The sequence below is a fragment of the Paenibacillus sp. An7 genome (genome assembly GCF_009870785.1).
Lineage (GTDB): Bacteria > Bacillota > Bacilli > Paenibacillales > Paenibacillaceae > Paenibacillus.
The window spans coordinates 178,969-198,392 of record NZ_WTWX01000003.1 but is presented as its reverse complement, the minus strand read 5'-3'; the positions used below and the strand labels follow the sequence as shown (position 1 = coordinate 198,392).

Genomic DNA, 19,424 nt, shown 5'->3' with positions numbered 1-19,424 from the left:
AATCTATTTATTAAATCTAAACACCAGCAACCTGTCGTACTTGGGACTCTATTGAACTTTCCACACCGATCATTCCGCTGTTCTCCTTACCTGCAAGGGCATATGGCAGACAGAGCGGAACTCCTGTCCGAGGATCTGTTACAATGTCAGCCTCAATCCCGAATACTTCTCTCAGTACATCTGGCGTCATTACTTCCTTTGGGGTTCCTGTTGCAGCGGCCTTCCCCTGCTTGATTGCAATCATATGATGTGCATAACGGGATGCATGATTCAGATCATGAACAACCATGACGATCGTGCGTTTTGCCGTAACATTCAGTTCCTCAAGTAACTGCAGCACTTCAAGCTGATGGGCCATGTCAAGGAAGGTGGTCGGTTCATCCAGAAAAAGAATATCTGTGTCTTGAGCCAGTGCCATAGCAATCCAGGCACGCTGACGTTGGCCACCTGACAACTGATCGATAGGACGGTCGTGAAACTCCTGAAGACGAGTAGACTCAATGGCCCATTCAATCATCTTCTTATCCTCTGCTTGCAGTGAGCCAAAGCCTTTCTGATAAGGAAAACGTCCATAAGATATAAGCTCAGTTACCGTAAGACCTTCCGGCGCAGTTGGATTTTGCGGAAGAATTGCTAATTGTTTCGCCACTTCCCGAGTGGACTGCTTATGAATGGATTTTCCGTCGAGCAAAACTCGGCCTGTTTTTGGCTGCATTAGACGAGCCATTGTTTTAAGAATGGTAGACTTCCCAGAGCCGTTCGCACCTACAAGTGCTGTAATTTTGCCTTGAGGGATTTGTATATTTAGATCATCAACGATTAAACGGTTTTCATAAGCAATGTTTAGTCCTGCAGTTTCCAGGCGAAACATAAAATCATCTCCTCCACTTGATTGAAAAATATATCCCTGAAAAATTAACATCACATGATGTATGTATGTGTAATATGAAGTTCAGACGAACAACAAATGAAAAATGCATGATGATTTATTGTATTCTATTTAAAGATACTGATAATCATTATCACTTGTCAAGTCATCCTTTGTTAGTTTCTACTGCGGGTACACTTAATAAACACATAAAAAAGACTGTAGGCTAAACTAGGGTAGCCTAGTTTGTCTACAGTCTGAACACGCCCTCTTTTTAAAGGCGTGTTTTGATCTTTGAACCGCTTATTATCGAATTAACGTCCTCTTCGTCCGCTTGAGCGACCACGATCGCTGCTGCTCGAAGAACGACGGTTATCTCTGCTTTGAGATGATGAGCCGCTCCGACTGCTGCTTTGTGAGCTTCTTCCGCTGCTGTAACCGCCGCTGCTGGAACGTGATTTACTGCCGGCACCACTTGCTCCTTCTGAAGCGCGCCATGGACGATCGCTGTCCGCTCTCTTCTGCCCCGTACTGCCTCCAGAGCGTCCACTACTGCGCGGTTTGTCCGAAACTTGGCGCACAGACTCGCCGCTGCGCTTGCTTTCGCCCCGCTCTAGATCATAGAAGGCACCTTGCTGCCCGCGGCTTCTGCCTCGGCCATTACTAGATGAATCCTCATTCTTGCGTGACCCGCTGCGGCCCCCGCTTCTCCCGCCGCCTGCACGGCTGGCATCTCGTTTCGCATCGGGACGAACTCTGCGTGTTTCGCCTCCGCTGCCCCATGAACTTGTACCGTGAGCCAGCTTCTCAATCGTTCCCGTCTCGCCGGCGATACCGCTTTGCCATACAGCACGGTCAAGACGCTGCTCTGTTCCTTCTTCAATCTTTGCAATCTCCGGCTTGTCTTTCTGAGCAGCAAATGTGATTGCCAGCCCTTTGCCTCCCGCACGGCCTGTTCTTCCGATTCGGTGAATATAACTTTCCGCATCATGAGGAATATCGTAGTTAAATACATGCGTTACGCCTTCCACATCAAGACCTCGAGCTGCTACATCCGTAGCGACAAGAAGCTGCAGCTTGGCATTACGAAATGCTTTCATTACCGTCTCGCGCTTCGCTTGAGAGAGATCTCCATGCAGCTCGTCACTCGCATATCCAAGATCCTGCAGCGCCTCATTAAGAACGGATGCACGACGTTTCGTACGGCAGAAAATAATACCGAGATATGGGCGATATTGCTCAATTGCCCCGATTAGTGCTTCTTGTTTCGTACGATCCGTTACTTCTACCACTAACTGACGGATTTGTTTTACAGGAATAACATTGCTGGATTGTACTTTAACATCAACAGGTTCTTTCATGTAAGCACGAGCCAGTTTACGAATACCCGCAGGCATCGTTGCGGAGAACAGCATCGTTTGACGTTTATAAGGGAGTGCTTTAATGAGCATCTCTACGTCATTAAGGAATCCCATATGAAGCATTTGATCTGCTTCGTCTAGAACCAGCATTTTCACTTTATCAAGCACTAGCGTTCCGCGGCCTAAATGATCTAGCAGTCTTCCCGGCGTACCAATGATGATCTGTGCTCCGCCTTTAAGTTTGTGCAATTGTTTCTCCACATCTTGTCCACCGTAAACCGCGAGAACCCGGATATCTTCTCTTGATTCCGTCAGCTTCTTCGCTTCAGTTGTAATTTGTAGAGCAAGCTCCCTTGTAGGGGCAACTATCAGTGCTTGCGGTGAACGATCTTCCGCGTTAAGACGCTGCAGGATCGGCAGCATAAAAGCGAACGTTTTTCCTGTTCCTGTCTGTGCCTCCGCAATAATATCCGATCCTTGGAGCAGAATCGGAATTGATTTTTCTTGTACCGGTGTCGGTACCGCAATTCCCTGCAAACGCAGAGCTTCATTCCATTCGGGCAGAATGCCCAACTTATCAAAACCTACCAAATTTTTCACCTCATGGTTTTATTTCAAACTATTTTATATTCGTCTACCTTAAGCAACATGATAAGCAATTATTCTACTTCATGAACCGGCGCATCATAACAGACCCGGTCTTGGAAGGATAACGAAATTTAATATCAAAAGCATTGGTTTGCTTAAGGATACTTTTCATATGTGAGAATGCAGTGAAGCTGTACTCTCCGTGATAATTGCCCATGCCGCTCTCCCCTACGCCGCCAAATGGCAAATATGGTGTAGCTATATGCATAAGTGTATCATTAATAGACCCTCCACCAAAAGGTATTTGTTCAACAATTCGGTCTTGAACAGACTGATTGACCGTAAAGAGATACAAAGCGAGCGGTTTTGGCCTAGCATTTACTACATCTATCACTTCGTCCAGGTGCTTATAGGTCATCATCGGTAAAATGGGGCCGAATATTTCTTCCTGCATGATTGGACTATCCCAGGACACTTCATCCAGCAAGGTCGGTGCTATTTTCAGCGATTCAGGGTCTGTCTCTCCCCCAAGAACAATGGAACCGTTCGTGAGAAAAGATTGTAATCGTTCAAAATGTCTAGGAGAAACAATTCTTCCGTAATAATCACTTAACAGTGGTTCCTTACCGTAGAATTGTTTGATCGCTTTTTCATATTCCGTGACAAATGCATCTCTTACACTCTCATGAACCAGTAAATAATCAGGAGCGATACATGTTTGCCCGCTGTTTGTCAGTTTTCCAAAAGCAACACGCTTTGCAGCAAGCTTCATATTGGCATCATGGTGAACGATACATGGACTTTTCCCGCCAAGCTCCAGCGTCACTGGAATCAGACGCTCGGACGCAGCTTTCATTACTACCTTACCAACGGCAACACTGCCTGTGAAAAATATTTTATCAAAAGGTTCAGCTAGCAGCATCTCGCTTGCCTCTACACCGCCCTCTACAGCCGTTACAAAAGCAGGATCAAATACTTCACCGATTATCGAAGTGATGACAGCCGATACATGCGGTGTCAACTCCGACGGTTTAATGACAGCCGTATTTCCGGCTGCAATTGCTCCGATCAGGGGAGAGATAGCAAGCTGAAATGGATAGTTCCAGGGTGCAATAATCAGTACGGTGCCATAAGGCTCAGGGACTATGTAGCCCTTACTGCCAATATGAGTTTTTGCCGTTTTTACTTTTCGAGGCTTCATCCACCGCTTCAAACGTTTAGATACAAATGAAATTTCCTCAAACAAAATACCGATCTCGGTCATATATGCTTCTTGTTCGCCTTTGCTTAGATCAATCTTCAGTGCTTCCAAGATTTCAGATTCTCTGCGCCGAATGGCCTCTTTCAGTAAATCAAGTTGCTGTATTCTTGCTTCATAACGCCGGGTTGCGCCCGTTCTATAGTAAAGTTTCTGTTTATTTACAATTTCGCTTACGTTCATTAGGACTTACCCCCTGTCATTACACTAATCATTACCAAACTCGGATTCTATATGAATTCGTTTCTTGTTCCTGATTATACATGGATTCCCCTTAACTACAAAGCTCCCCGCCCTGAACTAGGGAAGAGGAGCTTTGTCTTCATGCCTATTTTATTGTTTTCTTGATCTAATAATAGAAATAATAAGCCATAACACCATGAAAGCAGCAATAATCATCCCAATTTCAAGTAGCGGTACATGCCAGACCTGCTCCATCTTGGAAGCACCGATAAACAAACCTACCATGAGAATACAAAAAGAAAGGAGTACGATGCTGAGTGATAATTTATTGGTGATTTGGTCCAGCTTATGTTCAAATTGTTCAATTTCGGGAATGCTGATTTCGACCTTCAGTTTACCTTTACTGATAATGGAAGACAGCAGCCGTGCTTGTCCCGGCAAGTCGATTAACGTTTCTAACAGCTCCGTCATACCGCCCAGCACTTTCCCTTTAATCCGTCTTGAGCTAAACTTTTCACGCATCAGCTTCCGGCCAAAAGGCTCTGCCATATCAATAATACTTATGGTAGGATCTAGATTTTCAATAACTCCTTCGAGAGTCACCAATGCTTTGCCTAGTAAGATTACATCCGAAGGCATGGTTACTTGGTGTCTTTGCGCCACGCCAAATAAATCATTCAGCGCTTGCCCGATACTGATACTAGAAAAAGGAAGATCATAATAATCGTCCCGGATTCGATCGAGGTCTCTGCGAAGGGAAGCCATATTGGTTCCATCTGGAATCATACCAAGGCGCTGTATAGCACGCACCATTCCTTCGGTATTCTTTCGCATCAGCGATATAATCAGGGAAGAAAGCTGCTCTTTTAAATCCTCATTAAGACGTCCGACCATTCCGAAATCAAGGTAAGCCAGCGCCCCATTCTTCATGACCATTAGATTGCCTGGATGAGGATCTGCATGGAAGAAGCCTTCAATAAAAATTTGGTGCAGCATCGAATCTACTAATCGCTGCGCTATATTTTTTAGATCATACCCTTTCGCAGTCAATACATCCCGCTGATTCAGCATGATCCCGTCCATATACTCCATCGTCAGTACCCTTGCAGTCGTGTAGTCCCAATAAATAACAGGGACATGAACCTCTGGGTTCTCTGCAAACTGCAGCCCTACCTTTTCTGTATTTCTTCCTTCATAGCTGTAATCCAGCTCTGCAAGTAAAGATACAGCGAATTCACTCACCATCTCCTGCAATTGGTACCTGGTTACCCATTCCCACCTGCGCTCAGCAAGCGCAACAAAATCTTTGAGAATATTCAGGTCACGCTGAATGACAGGTGATATGCCGGGTCTCTGAATCTTGATTGCCACCTGTTCTCCGCTCCGCAGTCTGCCGATATGTACCTGACCGATACTCGCAGCTGCAAGAGGGGTATCATCAAATTCTGTGAGGAGTTCTTCAAGCGGACTGTTCAGCTCCTGTTCGAGTAACCCTCTTGCAATCTCTGGTGAAAACGGAGGGACTTGATCTTGAAGTTTGGTCAGCTCCGATATAATCCCTGGAGGCAGCAGGTCAGACCTCGTACTTGCAAGTTGTCCTAATTTAACAAACGTCGGCCCTAAATCCTCTAGTACATGTCTTATCCGTTCACCAAGGGTTTTGGCTTCTGGACCTGTCTCATGGGTAATCCACCTTCTGGGTAAAGATAGCACCTGAAAGAAGCTGATTTCTTCCACAATATAGCCGAAGCCATGACGCATCAGCGCCATGGCAATTTCTCTATATCGACCGGCATTTTTAATATGCACTACCATTTATTCAATCTCGTTTCCTTTAGGAGGCTGCTCTATTTCAGGCGTTGACGTAAGAATCGGAGTTTCTGGTTGTTTCGCAGGCTGACTCGCTTCGAGTGCAGACAGTTTCTGTTCCAGTTCTTCGATCCGCATGTTTAATCGGTTTACATCTGTTTTGGTAGGTACACCCAGATCAATCAACACTTTCTCCACTTGACCTTCAATCATTTTCTTAAAGCCGGTTTGTTCTTCATTTCCACGTTCCATAAGCTTATCAATGAGTGCCTTAGATTCGGATGGAGCCAGTTCTCCGCGTTTGACGAGATCGCCTACAACACTCTCCACTTTCTCTTTACTAACCAGAGTAAGTCCCAATCCTAGAGAAACCGCCTTTTTAAACAAATCGCTCATGCCTTTCATCCTCCTTCTGAAAAAATCTGATTCTATACCAGTATATACCTATATTACCCAATCAAGCGAAAGTACGTCTGATCTCTAATTCATCTGTAGTTAGAGTCTTGGCTTCGTACGTGTTGCCCACATTGCTGATTGTAAAAGAAGTCGTCTGAATGATTCGTTATTAAAAGAAGGAACTGAATGTCCTGGCATAAGATAAACGACACGTCCCATGCCATAGTTATGAGCCCAAGCTGCAGGCCATGACTTCCCATCTTCATTCATATACTCAAGAAGAACCGTGATATCAGCGAAATTATCGAATTCAATCTCGTAAGGCTCCTCTTCCATTGTAAAATTCTCTATCCCCGACACAATAGGATGAAGTGGATCTGTGACTTGGAACCTGAGTTCACGCGGAGCAGGATGACCTGTGAATCTGCCACCTAGTAATTGAGCTACTTCATAACGATTATGCATGGATATCCCGTTATGCAGCACCAGGAGAGCGCCTCCTCCGCTGACATAACTAAGCAATCCTGCGGCCTGCTGCGGAGCAATGGCTCCCTTCCAATCGTCCAGATAAGAAATTAGCAGATCATAACCAGCCAAGTTTTCCATTAACATCAAATTGCGATTTTCACTGCACTGTAAGGTCATTTCATCTTGCAAGATTCGGCTGACTTCCGCGTCAACTCCTTGCAAGGGGTGATACATGGGATGTGTATAATCTCCCAATAGTAATGCTTTTTTTCGACTCATATACCATTTCTCCTTTGCTCTGCTTTTGTCTGATTCATTTCGTTTCATTTGCTTACGCAAAGCAAGAAAGGCGCAAGACCCTTTTCTCGCTTATATGATCATATCTATCCTTACCGCCCTAGAGAGGTAAAATTAGAAACGAATTAACTTCATGGTCTGTTGACTTGCCTAGTATAGCCGCAATCGTTCTTCTGAATCCATAAGTTACATAACAGACAAAAAGCTTAGTATTTACTACTTTTGAATTCGGCGCTATTCAAAAATACCCTTTATTCATTCTGTGAGTTTACCATATTCGCCATATTAATCCGTATAAAAACAAACAAATCACAGAAAAAAATCTCTGCGATTCATTTTATTAATACTTTATACTTCAGGAGGAAATTCCTCACCATCTTGATAAAGTGATTTTCCCTCTTCCGGGAGCCTTGTCATTTTAATTCGGCGAATACGCTGTTTCCCCACTTCCAGCACTTTATACCGGAAACCTCGGAATTCAAATTCAGGGCGTTCTTGTTTTGTGGGGATCCGGCCGATCGTACCCACCATAAACCCACTAAGAGTATCGTACTCTTCTTCCGGCAAACTTGCTTTTGTAATCTGGCTTACTTCATCCAAATGGGCAATCCCTGTAAAAATGTAGGTGTCTTTATCCACTTGTTCAAAGATCCACTCTTCTTCATCATACTCATCATATATAGAGCCTACAATCTCCTCAATTAAATCTTCGATTGTAATGAGACCTGCTGTACCTCCGTATTCATCGACCACGATCGCCATATGAACCCGGTTTTGTTGCAATTCTTCGAGAAGGTCGTCCCCTTTTTTCGACTCAGATACAAAATAAGCAGGACGAATGATATCCATAATGCTCATCGGTTTTGTGGTATCTCTTCTAAATTGAACAATCAAGTCTTTTACATGTAAGATTCCAATGATGTTATCGACACGTTCTTCGAATACAGGAAACCGGGTATACTGCTCAGATTGCACAATTTCCAGCACGTCTTCTAGCGGAGTATCCGCAGAAATGGCGATCATATCTGTACGATGAGTCATCATATCCGATACATCTTTATTATCAAAATCGAATATGTTGTGGATAATCATCTTTTCACTTTGCTGAATCGTTCCTCTCTCAAGCCCTGTATCTACAAGCATTCGAATCTCTTCTTCGGAAGCTTCCTCATCTTCCGCGTTGGGATCAATACCAAATAAACGGACGGTAAGATTCGTTGATACCGTGAGCAATTTTACAAAAGGATTAACGACCTTAGACAATACACTTAGCGGGCTTGATACCGCGAGTGCAATCGCTTCTGCCTTTTTCATCGCGATCCGTTTCGGAACAAGCTCCCCGAATACAAGCGTAAAGTAGGAAAGAATCAAGGTAATAACAATGACCGATACGGAAGATAGCACAGAAGGTGAAATAGTAACACCTAGCGACAACACATAATCCACAAGCAGGGACGCAAATTTATCTGCCGCAAAAGCACTGTTTAGAAATCCAGCAAGTGTGATTCCGATCTGGATCGTGGATAGAAAGCCGGTTGGTTCCTCCAGTAACTTCTCCAGCTTCTGTGCACCTTTATTTCCTTCGAGCGACAAGATGCGAATCCGATTGTCATTAATGGAGATCAGTGCCATCTCAGAAGCTGCAAAGAAAGCATTAACGACAAGTAAGATGAGAATGACTAAAATATCAAACCCCAATGGCTGTGGCACCTCCTAATTCATCTGTCCACTCCAGGAACTCCTGTGAGTGTCTACATATGTACAATATAAATAATAAGTCTCTTACCTATCTAAACACAAATTTGAATAACGACACGCTTAGTCATACACCTTCTAGTCTCAATAACGCAAAAACACCTCACCTCTTCTGGTCAGGTGTTCTTGCCCTATAGGTTGTAACAAGATTGCCCTTCTTATACTCGCTCTTTCTCAGCAAAATACTTGCCTAATGAAACGATCATACTTCCCATCCGCTCTTCTTCGGGAATCACCTTAGGGGTAACCCCTTCCTCCACCATAGCTTGGGCAGTTACCCTGCCAACCGCAGCAGCAACCACATCCTCTTCCAAACGTTTCTTCATGCTTGCTAGTTTCCCATGCTTCTCAGCGTAAGCTGTAAGAAAGCGAATCTGCGGAACGCTCGTAAAAGTAACCGCATCAATTCTTTGCTGAAGAATATCTTCAAGCAGTTCTTCCAGATCCGAATCTTGAGGGGGTACATGCCGATAAGGAAGTACTTCCCTGATCTCCGATGTTCCTCTCTCTTTCAGCCATGCCATAAGGCGCGGAGCAGACTCTCCATGGAGCTGAACGAGGATACGTTTTCCCTGAAGATCATAACTCATAAGTTCTCGAATGAGTCCCGCTGTACTTCCATCATCGTCTCTAACGGCAGGTGTCAAATTCCGCTTACGAAGCGCATTCACTGTCTTATATCCACGTGCTGCAATATGGGATTGCTTCAAAGCCTCAAGCAGCTCTTCATCAAGTTCAAGTTGTTCGGCTGCCTGAAATATCGCATCAAGCCCCATCCCTGTCGTAAGGATCGTCCAATCGGGCGGACTTTTCACCCAAGCTTCTATACTGCTTTTCAGATGTTCATCATCCACAAAAACGGTTCCTTGTGCCGGTCGCAGGATTGGGGTCCCGCCTAACTTTCTCACGATCATGGACATTTCTTCCGACTTTCTTGGCCCAGCGAGTGCCACTTTTTTCCCAAGTAAATTTTGTGCCATTTCTTATGAATCCCCCTCTATGGTTGTTGTCCTGTGTATAGGTGAATCTTCAGTTATCTGCGGTTTCTTCGGAATAAACGATCTACTGCCACATATCGGCTGCCTGCTACAGCAAGCGTGACTCCCATTCCAATCAGTGCAACATCGAGCTCATAGCCGCCAATAAACCCACTCTCTGCCTTCGCGGTAAAGATAGCTGCAAATAAAATGACAACAAATACAAGACTAACCATCCGTGTAAACAAACCAATAATTAAAAACACACCGCCAAAGAACTCTACCAAACCTACAATGGTTGCCATCGAGCTCGGTAGACCCAAACTAATAAAATAGCTTTGTGTATCCTCCATGCCTTGAAATTTGGTAATGCCATGGATTAAAAAAATGGCCCCAAGTACGAGTCTAGTAATTAGAAGTCCAAGCTCCATGTTTCGAGTTTGGCTTTGATTTCGGTTGCTATACATTTTCTCATTCCTCCTGCGAATTCATATGTTTTTTTATTTTCTTTATTCCAGTTATCGATCAATGAGGAACGACGTTAAATACAGCAAACAATGCAATCAGAATGAAGACTGAGCATAGCAAACTTGAGCCGGATATTCGTAAAGGCAGCTCCTTCTCCGGTTCCAAAATCCAGGCAATTCGATCATTGACTGTACTTTCAGCAGCAAAAGAAGAAACCACACCGCTCTGAAAGCCAGAATTCACTGATGTACCCAGCAGCTTAAGAAGGGCTCCACCCAAGCCGATAGGCGTACCGGCTCTCGTAATGGCATCGTGATCTGCCATCATCTCACGAACCATTTTGTAATTGAATAGTATCGATTTTAATATAGGTATATAACCAATGGTAGACACACCAAGTGTAAGAAGAAACGTCTTAAGCGGGTCGTAATGCCGTAGATGATAGTGTTCATGATAGAGTACAGCTTCCAATTCTTTCTCATCTAACAGCTGAATCAGTCCCGATGAGATCACAATTCGCCGGCGGAACAATCCACAAGTAAGGGCAACCGGTTCATTCGTTTCGATTACCACCAGATTCTTGCAAAGTGTGAGGTTCGGATACCGCTCCGCATAATACGCCGTGAGATTAAAATCAGTTAATTGGTATATGTATTTTAAGGCGCGAGCCCCGCCAATCAGCTGGGTACATATATAGTAAATAATGAATAGAAAAGTTCCTGCAACGAATACGTTTAATAAGTGAATAACAGATAACAACCCAAACTCTCTCATCCAGTGAGTACACCATGTAAATAGATTAAACGTAGATTGCCAGCCCCAGATCATATGAACTACATATAATCCCATTTGAATATAAACAGCCCCGCATATCAGAATCCCGCAGCTAAATAACATCCTAGAACGCAGCGCCCACTTCACGGCAGATCCTTCTTCCACTGCTTAATTCGGAGCTCAAGTTGTTTAATTAACTCGGGATCGGCAACTTCAACCGCATCGAGCATATGGGTAACCGCAATAGAACCAAACTGGTCCATCAACTCATGTGTCAGTTCTTTCGACTGCGTATCCATAAACACCTCCCTTGATTGAACCGGGCGATACTTTGAGGTCCTGCCTTGAAGTGTTTTGACGAGTATCCCTTTTTCAACAAGCCTGTTCATCACGGTCATGACCGTATTGAAACTCAGAGCTTTATCTTCTTCCAGTTTTAATTGAACCTCTTTAATGCTTACCTCTTTCTCATTCCAGAGGACGTCCATAATTTTTGCCTCCAGAGGACCAAAAAAACGGTTAAGACCTTGCTCTCCCACCTTAAAGTGACTAATCCTCATCAGCACCCCTCCACACTACCCATTGTATTGTCTCTCTTTCCTTTGTCAACATATGATTCCACTCACATCCAGTTTTTCATAAGAAAAAAACCGAGCAGGCAGAAAGATTCTGACAGCTCGGTTTCTTGTGAAACTTAGAAATTAATTACTCAGTTGGCGGCATAAACTCACGAATATCTACACCAAGACCCTCTGCAAGAAGCATACCTAATCTGTGATCTGCACGAATGAAGTTGCAAATGGCACGAAGCTGCGTTTGCTGTGGTGTCTGCTTCAGATCATTAATCAAATTTTTGTGGAGATTCTCCCGTTCCTGTTCGGTGAAGTTGCGATACGTATCACCCGCTTGTTTGAAATCATCTTCTGTTTTTTCAATTGGTTCACGGGTAATATGCCCGCTGATCGCTACTTTAGAATCACGATATTTTGGGTCTTCCTTCGGGCTGTCAGGGGAGCTGTTTGGCTCATAATTATATTCCGAAGGGTTCTGGTTCATCTGCATAAGACCATCGCGCTGATAGTTGTTCACTTTTGCATAAGGGCAGTTAATTGGAATCTGTGTATAATTTGCTCCCAGACGATGACGCTGTGTATCTGGATAAGAGAACAAACGACCTTGAAGCAGCTTATCTTCCGAAGCTTCGATTCCTGGTACTAGAACACTTGGGGAGAAAGCAACCTGCTCGGTTTCCGCAAAGAAATTCTCTGGGTTTCGGTTAAGTGTCATGCGCCCAACCGTCTCAAACGGATACTTATCTTCTGGCCAAATCTTCGTTGGATCAAGCGGGTCAAACGTAAGTGCATCGATATCTTCGGGATTCATAATTTGTACTTTAAGAACCCACTCTGGATAATCGCCACTTTCAATTGCATCATACAGATCACGAGTGGCATGGTTAAAGTCTCTTCCTTGCGTCTCCGATGACTCTTCTGAACTGAAATTACGAACACCTTGTTGTGTTTCCCATTTATATTTAATGTATACCACTTCATCTTGATCATTGATCCACTTATAGGCATGAACACTGAATCCATCCATCTGGCGATAATTAGCTGGCGTACCGTAATCGGATAACAACCATGTCATCATGTGAGTAGACTCAGGAGTTAGTGTCATGAAATCCCAATATCTAGCTGGGTCCTGAATATTGGTTTTAGGTGATGGCTTTAAGGAGTGAACCATGTCAGGGAATTTAATCGCATCACGGATAAAGAATACCGGCAGGTGGTTGCCGACCAGATCATAATTACCTTCCTCCGTATAGAATTTAACTGCAAAGCCACGAGGGTCCCGAGCCGTCTCTGGAGATCCCTGTCCATGAATTACGGTAGAGAAACGTACAAAGACAGGTGTCTCTGTTCCTTCTTTCTGTAGAAAAGCAGCTTTTGTGTACTTGGACATTGATTTTTCTACTTTAAAAACACCATGTGCTCCTGATCCGCGTGCATGAACGACGCGTTCTGGAATTCGTTCACGATCAAAGTGAGCGATCTTTTCAATCAAATGATAATCTTCTAGTAAAGTTGGACCTCTTCTTCCTGCTGTTCTAGAGTTCTGATTATCACCTACAGGTGTGCCTTGATTGGTAGTTAAACGTTCTGTCATATAGGGGTCACCCTTTCCATTCATTTTCTATTTATATGTGTAGTTAGATTTAATCTAAATTCATATATAGATTGTAGCATGAAGCTATGCTTTTTTTCATGAGAATAGGATGAATGGTTTGTGATTACAAAATGAACTCACTCTTACATATTATGAAGAAATGAAACTCTTTATGAACAAAACGAAAGCCCCTGAATGTTTGCACATTAAGGGGCTTTATTTCCTAGTCAGCAAGACGATAACCTACGCCGCGGACTGTAATAATATATTTAGGGTCAGAAGCCTGATCACCCAGCTTTTTACGAAGGCTTTTGATATGAACATCTACCACGTTACTCCCGCCGGTAAAATCCGTTTCCCATACTCGGCTGAGCATCTCTTCACGCGATATAACAGAACCTTTCGCATTCATGAGAATGAGCAGAAGATCATATTCCGTCTTCGTAAGGTGAACTTGTTCCTCCTGTTTAAGGACCAACATTCGCTCCAAATCCACTCTCAAATCCTTAAAGATCAAGGTATCGTTGTTGGTTGTTTGAACCGTTTGTTCTTGTCTTGGTACGGCACGGCTGATAATACGCTGCACATGATACAGCGCTTCATGAGGTCTTCCCGGCCAAACCAGCAATTCTTCCTGAAGCATCTCGGGTGCTGCACCGCGAATAAATTTCTCACTCACAAGGAATAAGTTCTGTGAAGAAGTCGATTCCTTTAGCTTCATCTGAAGATCAAGTGCATCCTGATCATCATAAGAAGTCACGTCATAAATCAGTAAGTCATGCGGAATGTTATGATATAGTTCAGGCTCCAGCCTATGAAACATCATGACATCAAAGCAACGATCTGTCAGAACTTTAACCAAATCATGTACTTGATTTAGTGTAGGACTGATTAAGAGAATTCGCTTTGTCACCGCACAAAAAGGAACGGTATCTTCTTCCGGCTTATTTAGCCACTCTGAAGACTTATCCTGTGAAATACGAACAGACGCATAAGGATATTGATTTTTATTCACTAATTCTTCCGCTTGCTTTGGCATTCTGGACATACACCCCCAAAAACGACATGCACATGGCCAATCTCATACTGTGTTTCTTTCGCTACAGATTCCGTCCAAGGTCCGGGTACTTCTGTCATTACCTCATCTACCTTGCCGCAAACTTCACAAATGATGTGTTGATGGTCGTCTGTTCTCGCGTCATATCTGCTGGCTGTCTCACCGAGCTTCAGTTCAACGATTAATTCTTTCTCTACCAAATAACGTAATGAATTATATACCGTCCCATAAGCTAAGTTATACCCTTGCTGTGCAAGCATTGTCATTACCTCTGCTGCTGTTGGGTGGTTGTGAGCGTTCTTGACTACATCATAAACAGCTTGACGCTGCGTTGTTAAATTTAATGTTCTAGGCATAAGATCATCAGATCTCCTTCTATTATAAAATGATTCCGCATCATTAGTATTTATTTTTAGATTAAGTATAAATCTTAATTCATATCCAGTCAATCCCTGTATAAACGGTGTACTGATCTGGTTTAATGAAAAAGGAGCTAGGTGAAATCCGGGTGTAATCTGGATTTCACCTAGCTCTATCTACCTTTATCTAATACTTTTACTCCGAAAGTATGGACTCGATCTTATCTTGTATTTCTTCACTGAGCTCTATACCTGAAGCTCCTATATTTTCTTGGATCTGTTCCGGCCTGCTCGCACCCACAAGAGCACTGGAAACATTCTTCTGTCTTAAGATCCAAGCCAGTGCAAGTTGTCCCACCTTCACATCCAGTTCACTCGCAACGCTGCTAAGCTTGCGTACCTTTTCAAGTTTTTCCTGACTTATTTTCTTATCATCCCATTTAAGCTTTGCCGCCCGGCTGTCTTCAGGAATGCGAGAGGCATCATTATATTTACCTGTCAGCAAGCCTTGTGCAAGTGGAGAATAAACGACTTGTCCAATGCCTTTTTGCTCCCCAAGCGGAATAATCTCGTCTTCAATATAACGTTCGAACATATTATATATAGGTTGGTTAACCACAATTCGATCCAGCAGATAACGATCTGCAATCCCTAGCGCTTCTTCCATCTGAGCTGCAGTCCACTGGCTTACACCAACATAGAGCACTTTCCCTTGACGTACGAGGTCATCGAGTGCACGAAGTGTCTCCAGAAGAGGAGTACCCGAATGAAAACGATGGCAGTAATAAATGTCTACATAATCCGTGCCCAGTCGCTTTAGAGAAGCATCGCACTGCTCCATAATATGTTTACGGGATAAACCTTGGTCATTCGGACCATCGCCCATTTTACCGAAGACTTTTGTAGCTAAAACATAAGACTCACGTTTATAATTCTGAAGTGTTTTGCCTAGAAGCTCCTCTGCTGCTCCACGTTCATACACATTCGCTGTATCAAAGAAGTTAACACCTGCATCGTAAGCCGTCTCAATGGAACGTACTGCATTCTCTTGCTCGACATATCCACCATAGGTCAACCAGCTTCCAAGGCTAATTTCACTGACTTGTAAGCCGCTGCCGCCTAATCTTCGGTACTTCATCTCTTCTGATAACCTCCCATTCAAAATATGTAATAATTCCCATTATACATTACCCCTCCACAATAAGGATGAATAAAGAGTCTTAACGAATCATTGACCGTTTATTTTTAAGAGTGTAAAATTACACTAATTAGAATAACCAAATGTTACCTACTGTTATAGAGGTACAGGCGGGAAGGAGCTTAATCATCATGACAAAAGAGCAGCTCATTCAGCTCTTATCCGGTAAAATCAAGCTGGTACGTAAGGAAATGGGATACACTCAAGAGCAAATGGCTGAAGTACTCGGCATATCTAAAAAAACACTGGTCCAAATTGAAAAAGGCCGTTCCAAAGCAAGTTGGACTGCAGTTGTTGCCCTTGTAGCTTTGCACCCTGAAAGTTTGACGATCCAATCTATTCTCGGTGAAGAACCGATGGAAATTATCGAAATAGCCGCACATAGCATTTTGGAAAGACCGAAAGGCAGAACCCTTGGGGGTAAACTTTGGTGGAATGAAATTAAACAAGAAGGCGATTATATTTTGCAGCAAAATATGATCAGTATGCACTACCGGATTCTCGATACCACTCATATTCGCTGGTATAGCACATTTGATCAGGATGAGGCGCATGCAAGACTTACGGATCTAGCTAATTCTGTAGACTGGGATCGCCGCGTAAGTCATGATCCTAAGAAAAGTGTCAGTCTATGAAAATTTTACGCTTCCTTCGATCCCGCTGGACATGCTGGCTCCCCTTTCTATCACTTCTCATTATTGTTGATGACTATATACAATGGGATTCAAAACATCTGGGTCTCTTTTTGACGGGACCTATAAATAGGCAACTTCACTTTGATTATGGTGATCCAGTGGATATCTACATCCATTATGCAGTTCACCTATTTACCTGGATTGTGATTGGACTTATTCTGGATGGTCTTACGAATTACATTCGCAACTGGAGAAAGCAGAGCAGAAGAAAGTAGCCCCCTGCTATACGCTCTGGACGATGCGTTCAGCTCGGATCTGCACATCCTGAAGAAGAACCTTCTCATCTATTGTTAGTAGCTTCCGGTTTCGCATCAGTATCTTTCCATTTACAATGGTCGTGTCCACATCAGCACCGCTTACGCCATAAGCCAGCAGTGACTCAAGCTGATGCAGCGGTGTCAGATGCGGTTTATTCAGGTTGATCAGGATCAGGCCCGCTTTCTTACCTGGAGATAAGCCGATCTCATGATCAAGCCGCAATAGCTTTGCACCATGAATGGTTGCCATCTTAAGTACCTCTTTTGCAGGGAGGACCGTGGGGTCGCCATATTGCAATTTCTGCATCCATGTGGCTGCTTTCATCTCTTCAAACATATCAAGTGTTGTTGCACTGCCCGCTCCATCCGTACCGAGTCCTACCATTACACCTTCTTGTTGCAGCTTATGAACAGGAGCAATCCCGCAGCCCAGCTTCAGATTACTTACCGGATTATGGGACACCCCGCCTTGCATTCCTTTGAGCAGCTGAATATCCGATTCGCTGAGATGCACACCATGAGCCAATAGAACATGACACTGATCAAAAAGCCCAAGGGCGTGCAAATATTCCGCAGGAGTCTGTCCATATTTCTGACGTATGGTTGATACTTCCTCCACCGTTTCGGCTAGATGAATATGAATGGGGATACCCCGTTCCTCTGTAAGTCAACCTGGCGTAAAGCATCTGGCGGACAGGTGTATGGGGCATGCGGGCCGAACATCGTCGTTATTCGTCCTTCCGCTTTTCCATGCCACTGATCGATCAGATCCAGTGCTTCTGCCATTCTTACTCCACCATCCGGTTCATGAAATACGAGTCCCCTTGTCAAGGAAGCCCTCATTCCCACTTCCTCCACCGTTTCTGCAATTGCACTCATATGAATGTACATATCTGCAAAAGTCGTTGTTCCCGATTTAATCATCTCTGCCATAGCCAGCCGTGCACCTGCCCGAGTATCTTCTTCTGTCATATTCGCTTCGGCGGGCAGTATTTTCTGTTCGAGCCAGTCCATCAGTTTCAGATCATCAGAATAAGCTCGCAGTAAGCTCATTGGACTATGCTGATGAGTATTAATGAGTCCCGGCAGCACCGCAAATCCGGTCCCATCGATTACTTCATCTGCCTCATCCGCTGAGCAGTCTCCCCTTTTTATAATCCGATCATGCTCAATAAGCAGATCTCCCTTATAAAGAGAATCTTCTCCTTCCATCGTAACAAGCCAAGCATTCTCAATCTTTAGTCTCATCATCATGACCTCCTTTGTAATACAAAGAAGCGTAAAGGATCACGCGGCGTGAAGGTCAACACTAAACTTATAAATATCCTCTTACCGGGACCGCATAGATAAAATGAAGTCTTTTCTGGATTTCTTCCGTCTTGGTCACGTATCCCTGTTCTTCTAAAAAGCCAGTTAACCGAGAACGATCGGCATAATAGGATTTTTCAAAGTCTGAGATGACATCGTCTCTCCCTTCTCCTCTGAGCATATGCAGATACTCTTCTCTCGCCTGATGATCCTCAAACATAAAATCGACGATACCAATGCGTCCGTGGGGCTTCAGAATTCGCTTAACCTCAAGGAGTGCAAGCCATTTCTGGTCTTCTGTAAGGTGATGGAGAGCATAGCTCATTACTGCAAAATCAAATTGATAATCATCATAAGGAATCGCCAAAAAATTACCGAGCCTCACCTCATACCCCGGATGTTTGCGCTCTGCCTCCCTCAGCATGGCAATGGATTGGTCCATCCCTTTCATCTCTATCCCATTCTCCATAAATAAGGCAGCTAGATTGCCTGTCCCTGTTCCAAGATCGACCCCTTTTTCTCCTTTCTGGGGCTGAACAGCTTCCAGAACCTTTTGTAAGGCAGTACGGTAACTTGGATAGGCTCCATATTGCTGCTGAGTTTTCTCTACCTGTTCGTCATGATGTACGGCATGGGAGTCATAATTCCAGTGATCCCGCCAGGTAGACCTTAGCTTTTTCGCATACCGCAGGCTGGCCGTCCATTCATAGATATCCTCCCACTCCAGCTTCGCCTGTTCCTTCCCTTTTGCAATGATACGATCTGTCGTTTCAATGGATTGCCTGATCTCCACCATTTGAGAAAATAGAACAGCTCTTTGCAGTTCCAGATGATGAAGCACATCTTCACTGTCCCCTGCTTCCATCTCCGCAAGTACACGGCCGATTTCTTCTAAAGACATTCCTACCTCTCTCAAGGAAACAATCGTTTGAAGTCTCGCTGCATCCTGTTCTGTAAACATCCGATAGCCACTGCTCTCCTGCTTTATAGGTATGATCAGGCCTTTCTCCTCATAATAACGAATTGTTCTTGCCGATATTTGAAGCCGTTCTGAAATATCTTTAATCAGCAACAGATCCATATCCCCGCCCCCTTGATAAAATCAGTATAAACGTTCACGGTGCGTGAAGGTAAAGAAGTAGACTTGGCAGGATTTTCACGAGAAAGACGGTTACCTTTCTT

At 43.9% G+C, this 19,424-nt stretch carries 18 protein-coding genes and 1 pseudogene; 2 read left to right on the top strand and 17 right to left on the bottom strand.

From position 1 onward, the window contains the following. Window positions 1-16 precede the first annotated feature (16 nt). The 15 genes from GQY27_RS06150 to GQY27_RS06080 all read right to left on the bottom strand — a co-directional run bounded on the left by GQY27_RS06150 (window position 17) and on the right by GQY27_RS06080 (window position 15,922). Entirely contained in the window at window positions 17-871 is an 855-nt protein-coding gene (locus tag GQY27_RS06150; protein ID WP_160032669.1) for an ABC transporter ATP-binding protein, read from the bottom strand. 311 nt (window positions 872-1,182) lie between these two features. Beyond that, window positions 1,183-2,820, bottom strand: a complete 1,638-nt coding sequence (locus GQY27_RS06145) for a DEAD/DEAH box helicase (RefSeq protein ID WP_160032668.1) — start codon at window positions 2,818-2,820, stop codon at window positions 1,183-1,185. A 73-nt stretch (window positions 2,821-2,893) separates the two neighbouring features. Continuing rightward, entirely contained in the window at window positions 2,894-4,258 is a 1,365-nt protein-coding gene (locus GQY27_RS06140; RefSeq protein ID WP_160032667.1) for an aldehyde dehydrogenase, read from the bottom strand. 150 nt (window positions 4,259-4,408) lie between these two features. After that, entirely contained in the window at window positions 4,409-6,073 is a 1,665-nt protein-coding gene (locus GQY27_RS06135; protein WP_160032666.1) for an ABC1 kinase family protein, read from the bottom strand. Continuing rightward, the gene (locus GQY27_RS06130; RefSeq protein WP_160032665.1) at window positions 6,074-6,463 is read right to left on the bottom strand and encodes a phasin family protein; all 390 of its coding nucleotides are present in this window, start codon (window positions 6,461-6,463) and stop codon (window positions 6,074-6,076) included. 99 nt (window positions 6,464-6,562) lie between these two features. Further along, window positions 6,563-7,210 (bottom strand): ThuA domain-containing protein, encoded by a 648-nt coding sequence (locus GQY27_RS06125; RefSeq protein WP_160032664.1) that lies wholly within the window; start codon window positions 7,208-7,210, stop codon window positions 6,563-6,565. Between the two features lie 366 nt (window positions 7,211-7,576). After that, window positions 7,577-8,926, bottom strand: coding sequence for a hemolysin family protein (locus GQY27_RS06120; protein WP_160032663.1), 1,350 nt, complete (start codon window positions 8,924-8,926; stop codon window positions 7,577-7,579). A 215-nt stretch (window positions 8,927-9,141) separates the two neighbouring features. After that, window positions 9,142-9,963 (bottom strand): uroporphyrinogen-III synthase, encoded by an 822-nt coding sequence (locus GQY27_RS06115; RefSeq protein WP_160032662.1) that lies wholly within the window; start codon window positions 9,961-9,963, stop codon window positions 9,142-9,144. A gap of 53 nt (window positions 9,964-10,016) precedes the next feature. Next, a complete protein-coding gene (locus GQY27_RS06110; protein WP_160032661.1) occupies window positions 10,017-10,427 on the bottom strand; it encodes a DoxX family protein in 411 nt (136 codons plus the stop codon). A gap of 58 nt (window positions 10,428-10,485) precedes the next feature. Beyond that, on the bottom strand, window positions 10,486-11,349 hold the full coding sequence (locus GQY27_RS06105) for a M56 family metallopeptidase (RefSeq protein WP_160032660.1): 864 nt from the start codon (window positions 11,347-11,349) through the stop codon (window positions 10,486-10,488). Further along, window positions 11,346-11,762: a BlaI/MecI/CopY family transcriptional regulator gene (locus GQY27_RS06100; RefSeq protein WP_160032659.1), complete on the bottom strand. Its 417-nt coding sequence runs from the start codon at window positions 11,760-11,762 to the stop codon at window positions 11,346-11,348. The genes GQY27_RS06105 and GQY27_RS06100 overlap by 4 nt, the downstream gene beginning before the upstream one ends. A gap of 145 nt (window positions 11,763-11,907) precedes the next feature. Continuing rightward, complete coding sequence (locus tag GQY27_RS06095; RefSeq protein ID WP_160032658.1) at window positions 11,908-13,368, bottom strand: catalase; 1,461 nt, start codon at window positions 13,366-13,368, stop codon at window positions 11,908-11,910. Window positions 13,369-13,591: 223 nt separating this feature from the next. After that, window positions 13,592-14,407 carry a response regulator transcription factor gene (locus GQY27_RS06090; RefSeq protein ID WP_160032657.1) on the bottom strand — a complete coding sequence of 272 codons (816 nt, stop codon included), beginning with the start codon at window positions 14,405-14,407 and terminating at the stop codon, window positions 13,592-13,594. Then, entirely contained in the window at window positions 14,383-14,781 is a 399-nt protein-coding gene (locus GQY27_RS06085; protein WP_160032656.1) for a Fur family transcriptional regulator, read from the bottom strand. Before GQY27_RS06085 ends, GQY27_RS06090 begins: the two co-directional genes overlap by 25 nt. 199 nt (window positions 14,782-14,980) lie before the next feature. Beyond that, window positions 14,981-15,922: an aldo/keto reductase family protein gene (locus GQY27_RS06080; protein ID WP_160032655.1), complete on the bottom strand. Its 942-nt coding sequence runs from the start codon at window positions 15,920-15,922 to the stop codon at window positions 14,981-14,983. 191 nt (window positions 15,923-16,113) lie between these two features. Here GQY27_RS06080 and GQY27_RS06075 point away from each other — a divergent pair, with 191 nt between their 5' ends. Both GQY27_RS06075 and GQY27_RS06070 read left to right on the top strand, forming a co-directional pair. Continuing rightward, complete coding sequence (locus GQY27_RS06075) at window positions 16,114-16,617, top strand: helix-turn-helix transcriptional regulator (RefSeq protein ID WP_160032654.1); 504 nt, start codon at window positions 16,114-16,116, stop codon at window positions 16,615-16,617. Next, entirely contained in the window at window positions 16,614-16,892 is a 279-nt protein-coding gene (locus GQY27_RS06070) for a hypothetical protein (protein ID WP_160032653.1), read from the top strand. Before GQY27_RS06075 ends, GQY27_RS06070 begins: the two co-directional genes overlap by 4 nt. A 7-nt stretch (window positions 16,893-16,899) precedes the next feature. On the opposite strand, the pseudogene GQY27_RS06065 reads toward GQY27_RS06070, so the two are convergent. Together GQY27_RS06065 and GQY27_RS06060 are read right to left on the bottom strand one after the other, a co-directional pair. Then, window positions 16,900-18,185, bottom strand: a pseudogene (locus GQY27_RS06065) (amidohydrolase). 64 nt (window positions 18,186-18,249) lie between these two features. After that, entirely contained in the window at window positions 18,250-19,323 is a 1,074-nt protein-coding gene (locus tag GQY27_RS06060; RefSeq protein WP_160032652.1) for a MerR family transcriptional regulator, read from the bottom strand. Between the last annotated feature and the right edge of the window lie 101 nt (window positions 19,324-19,424).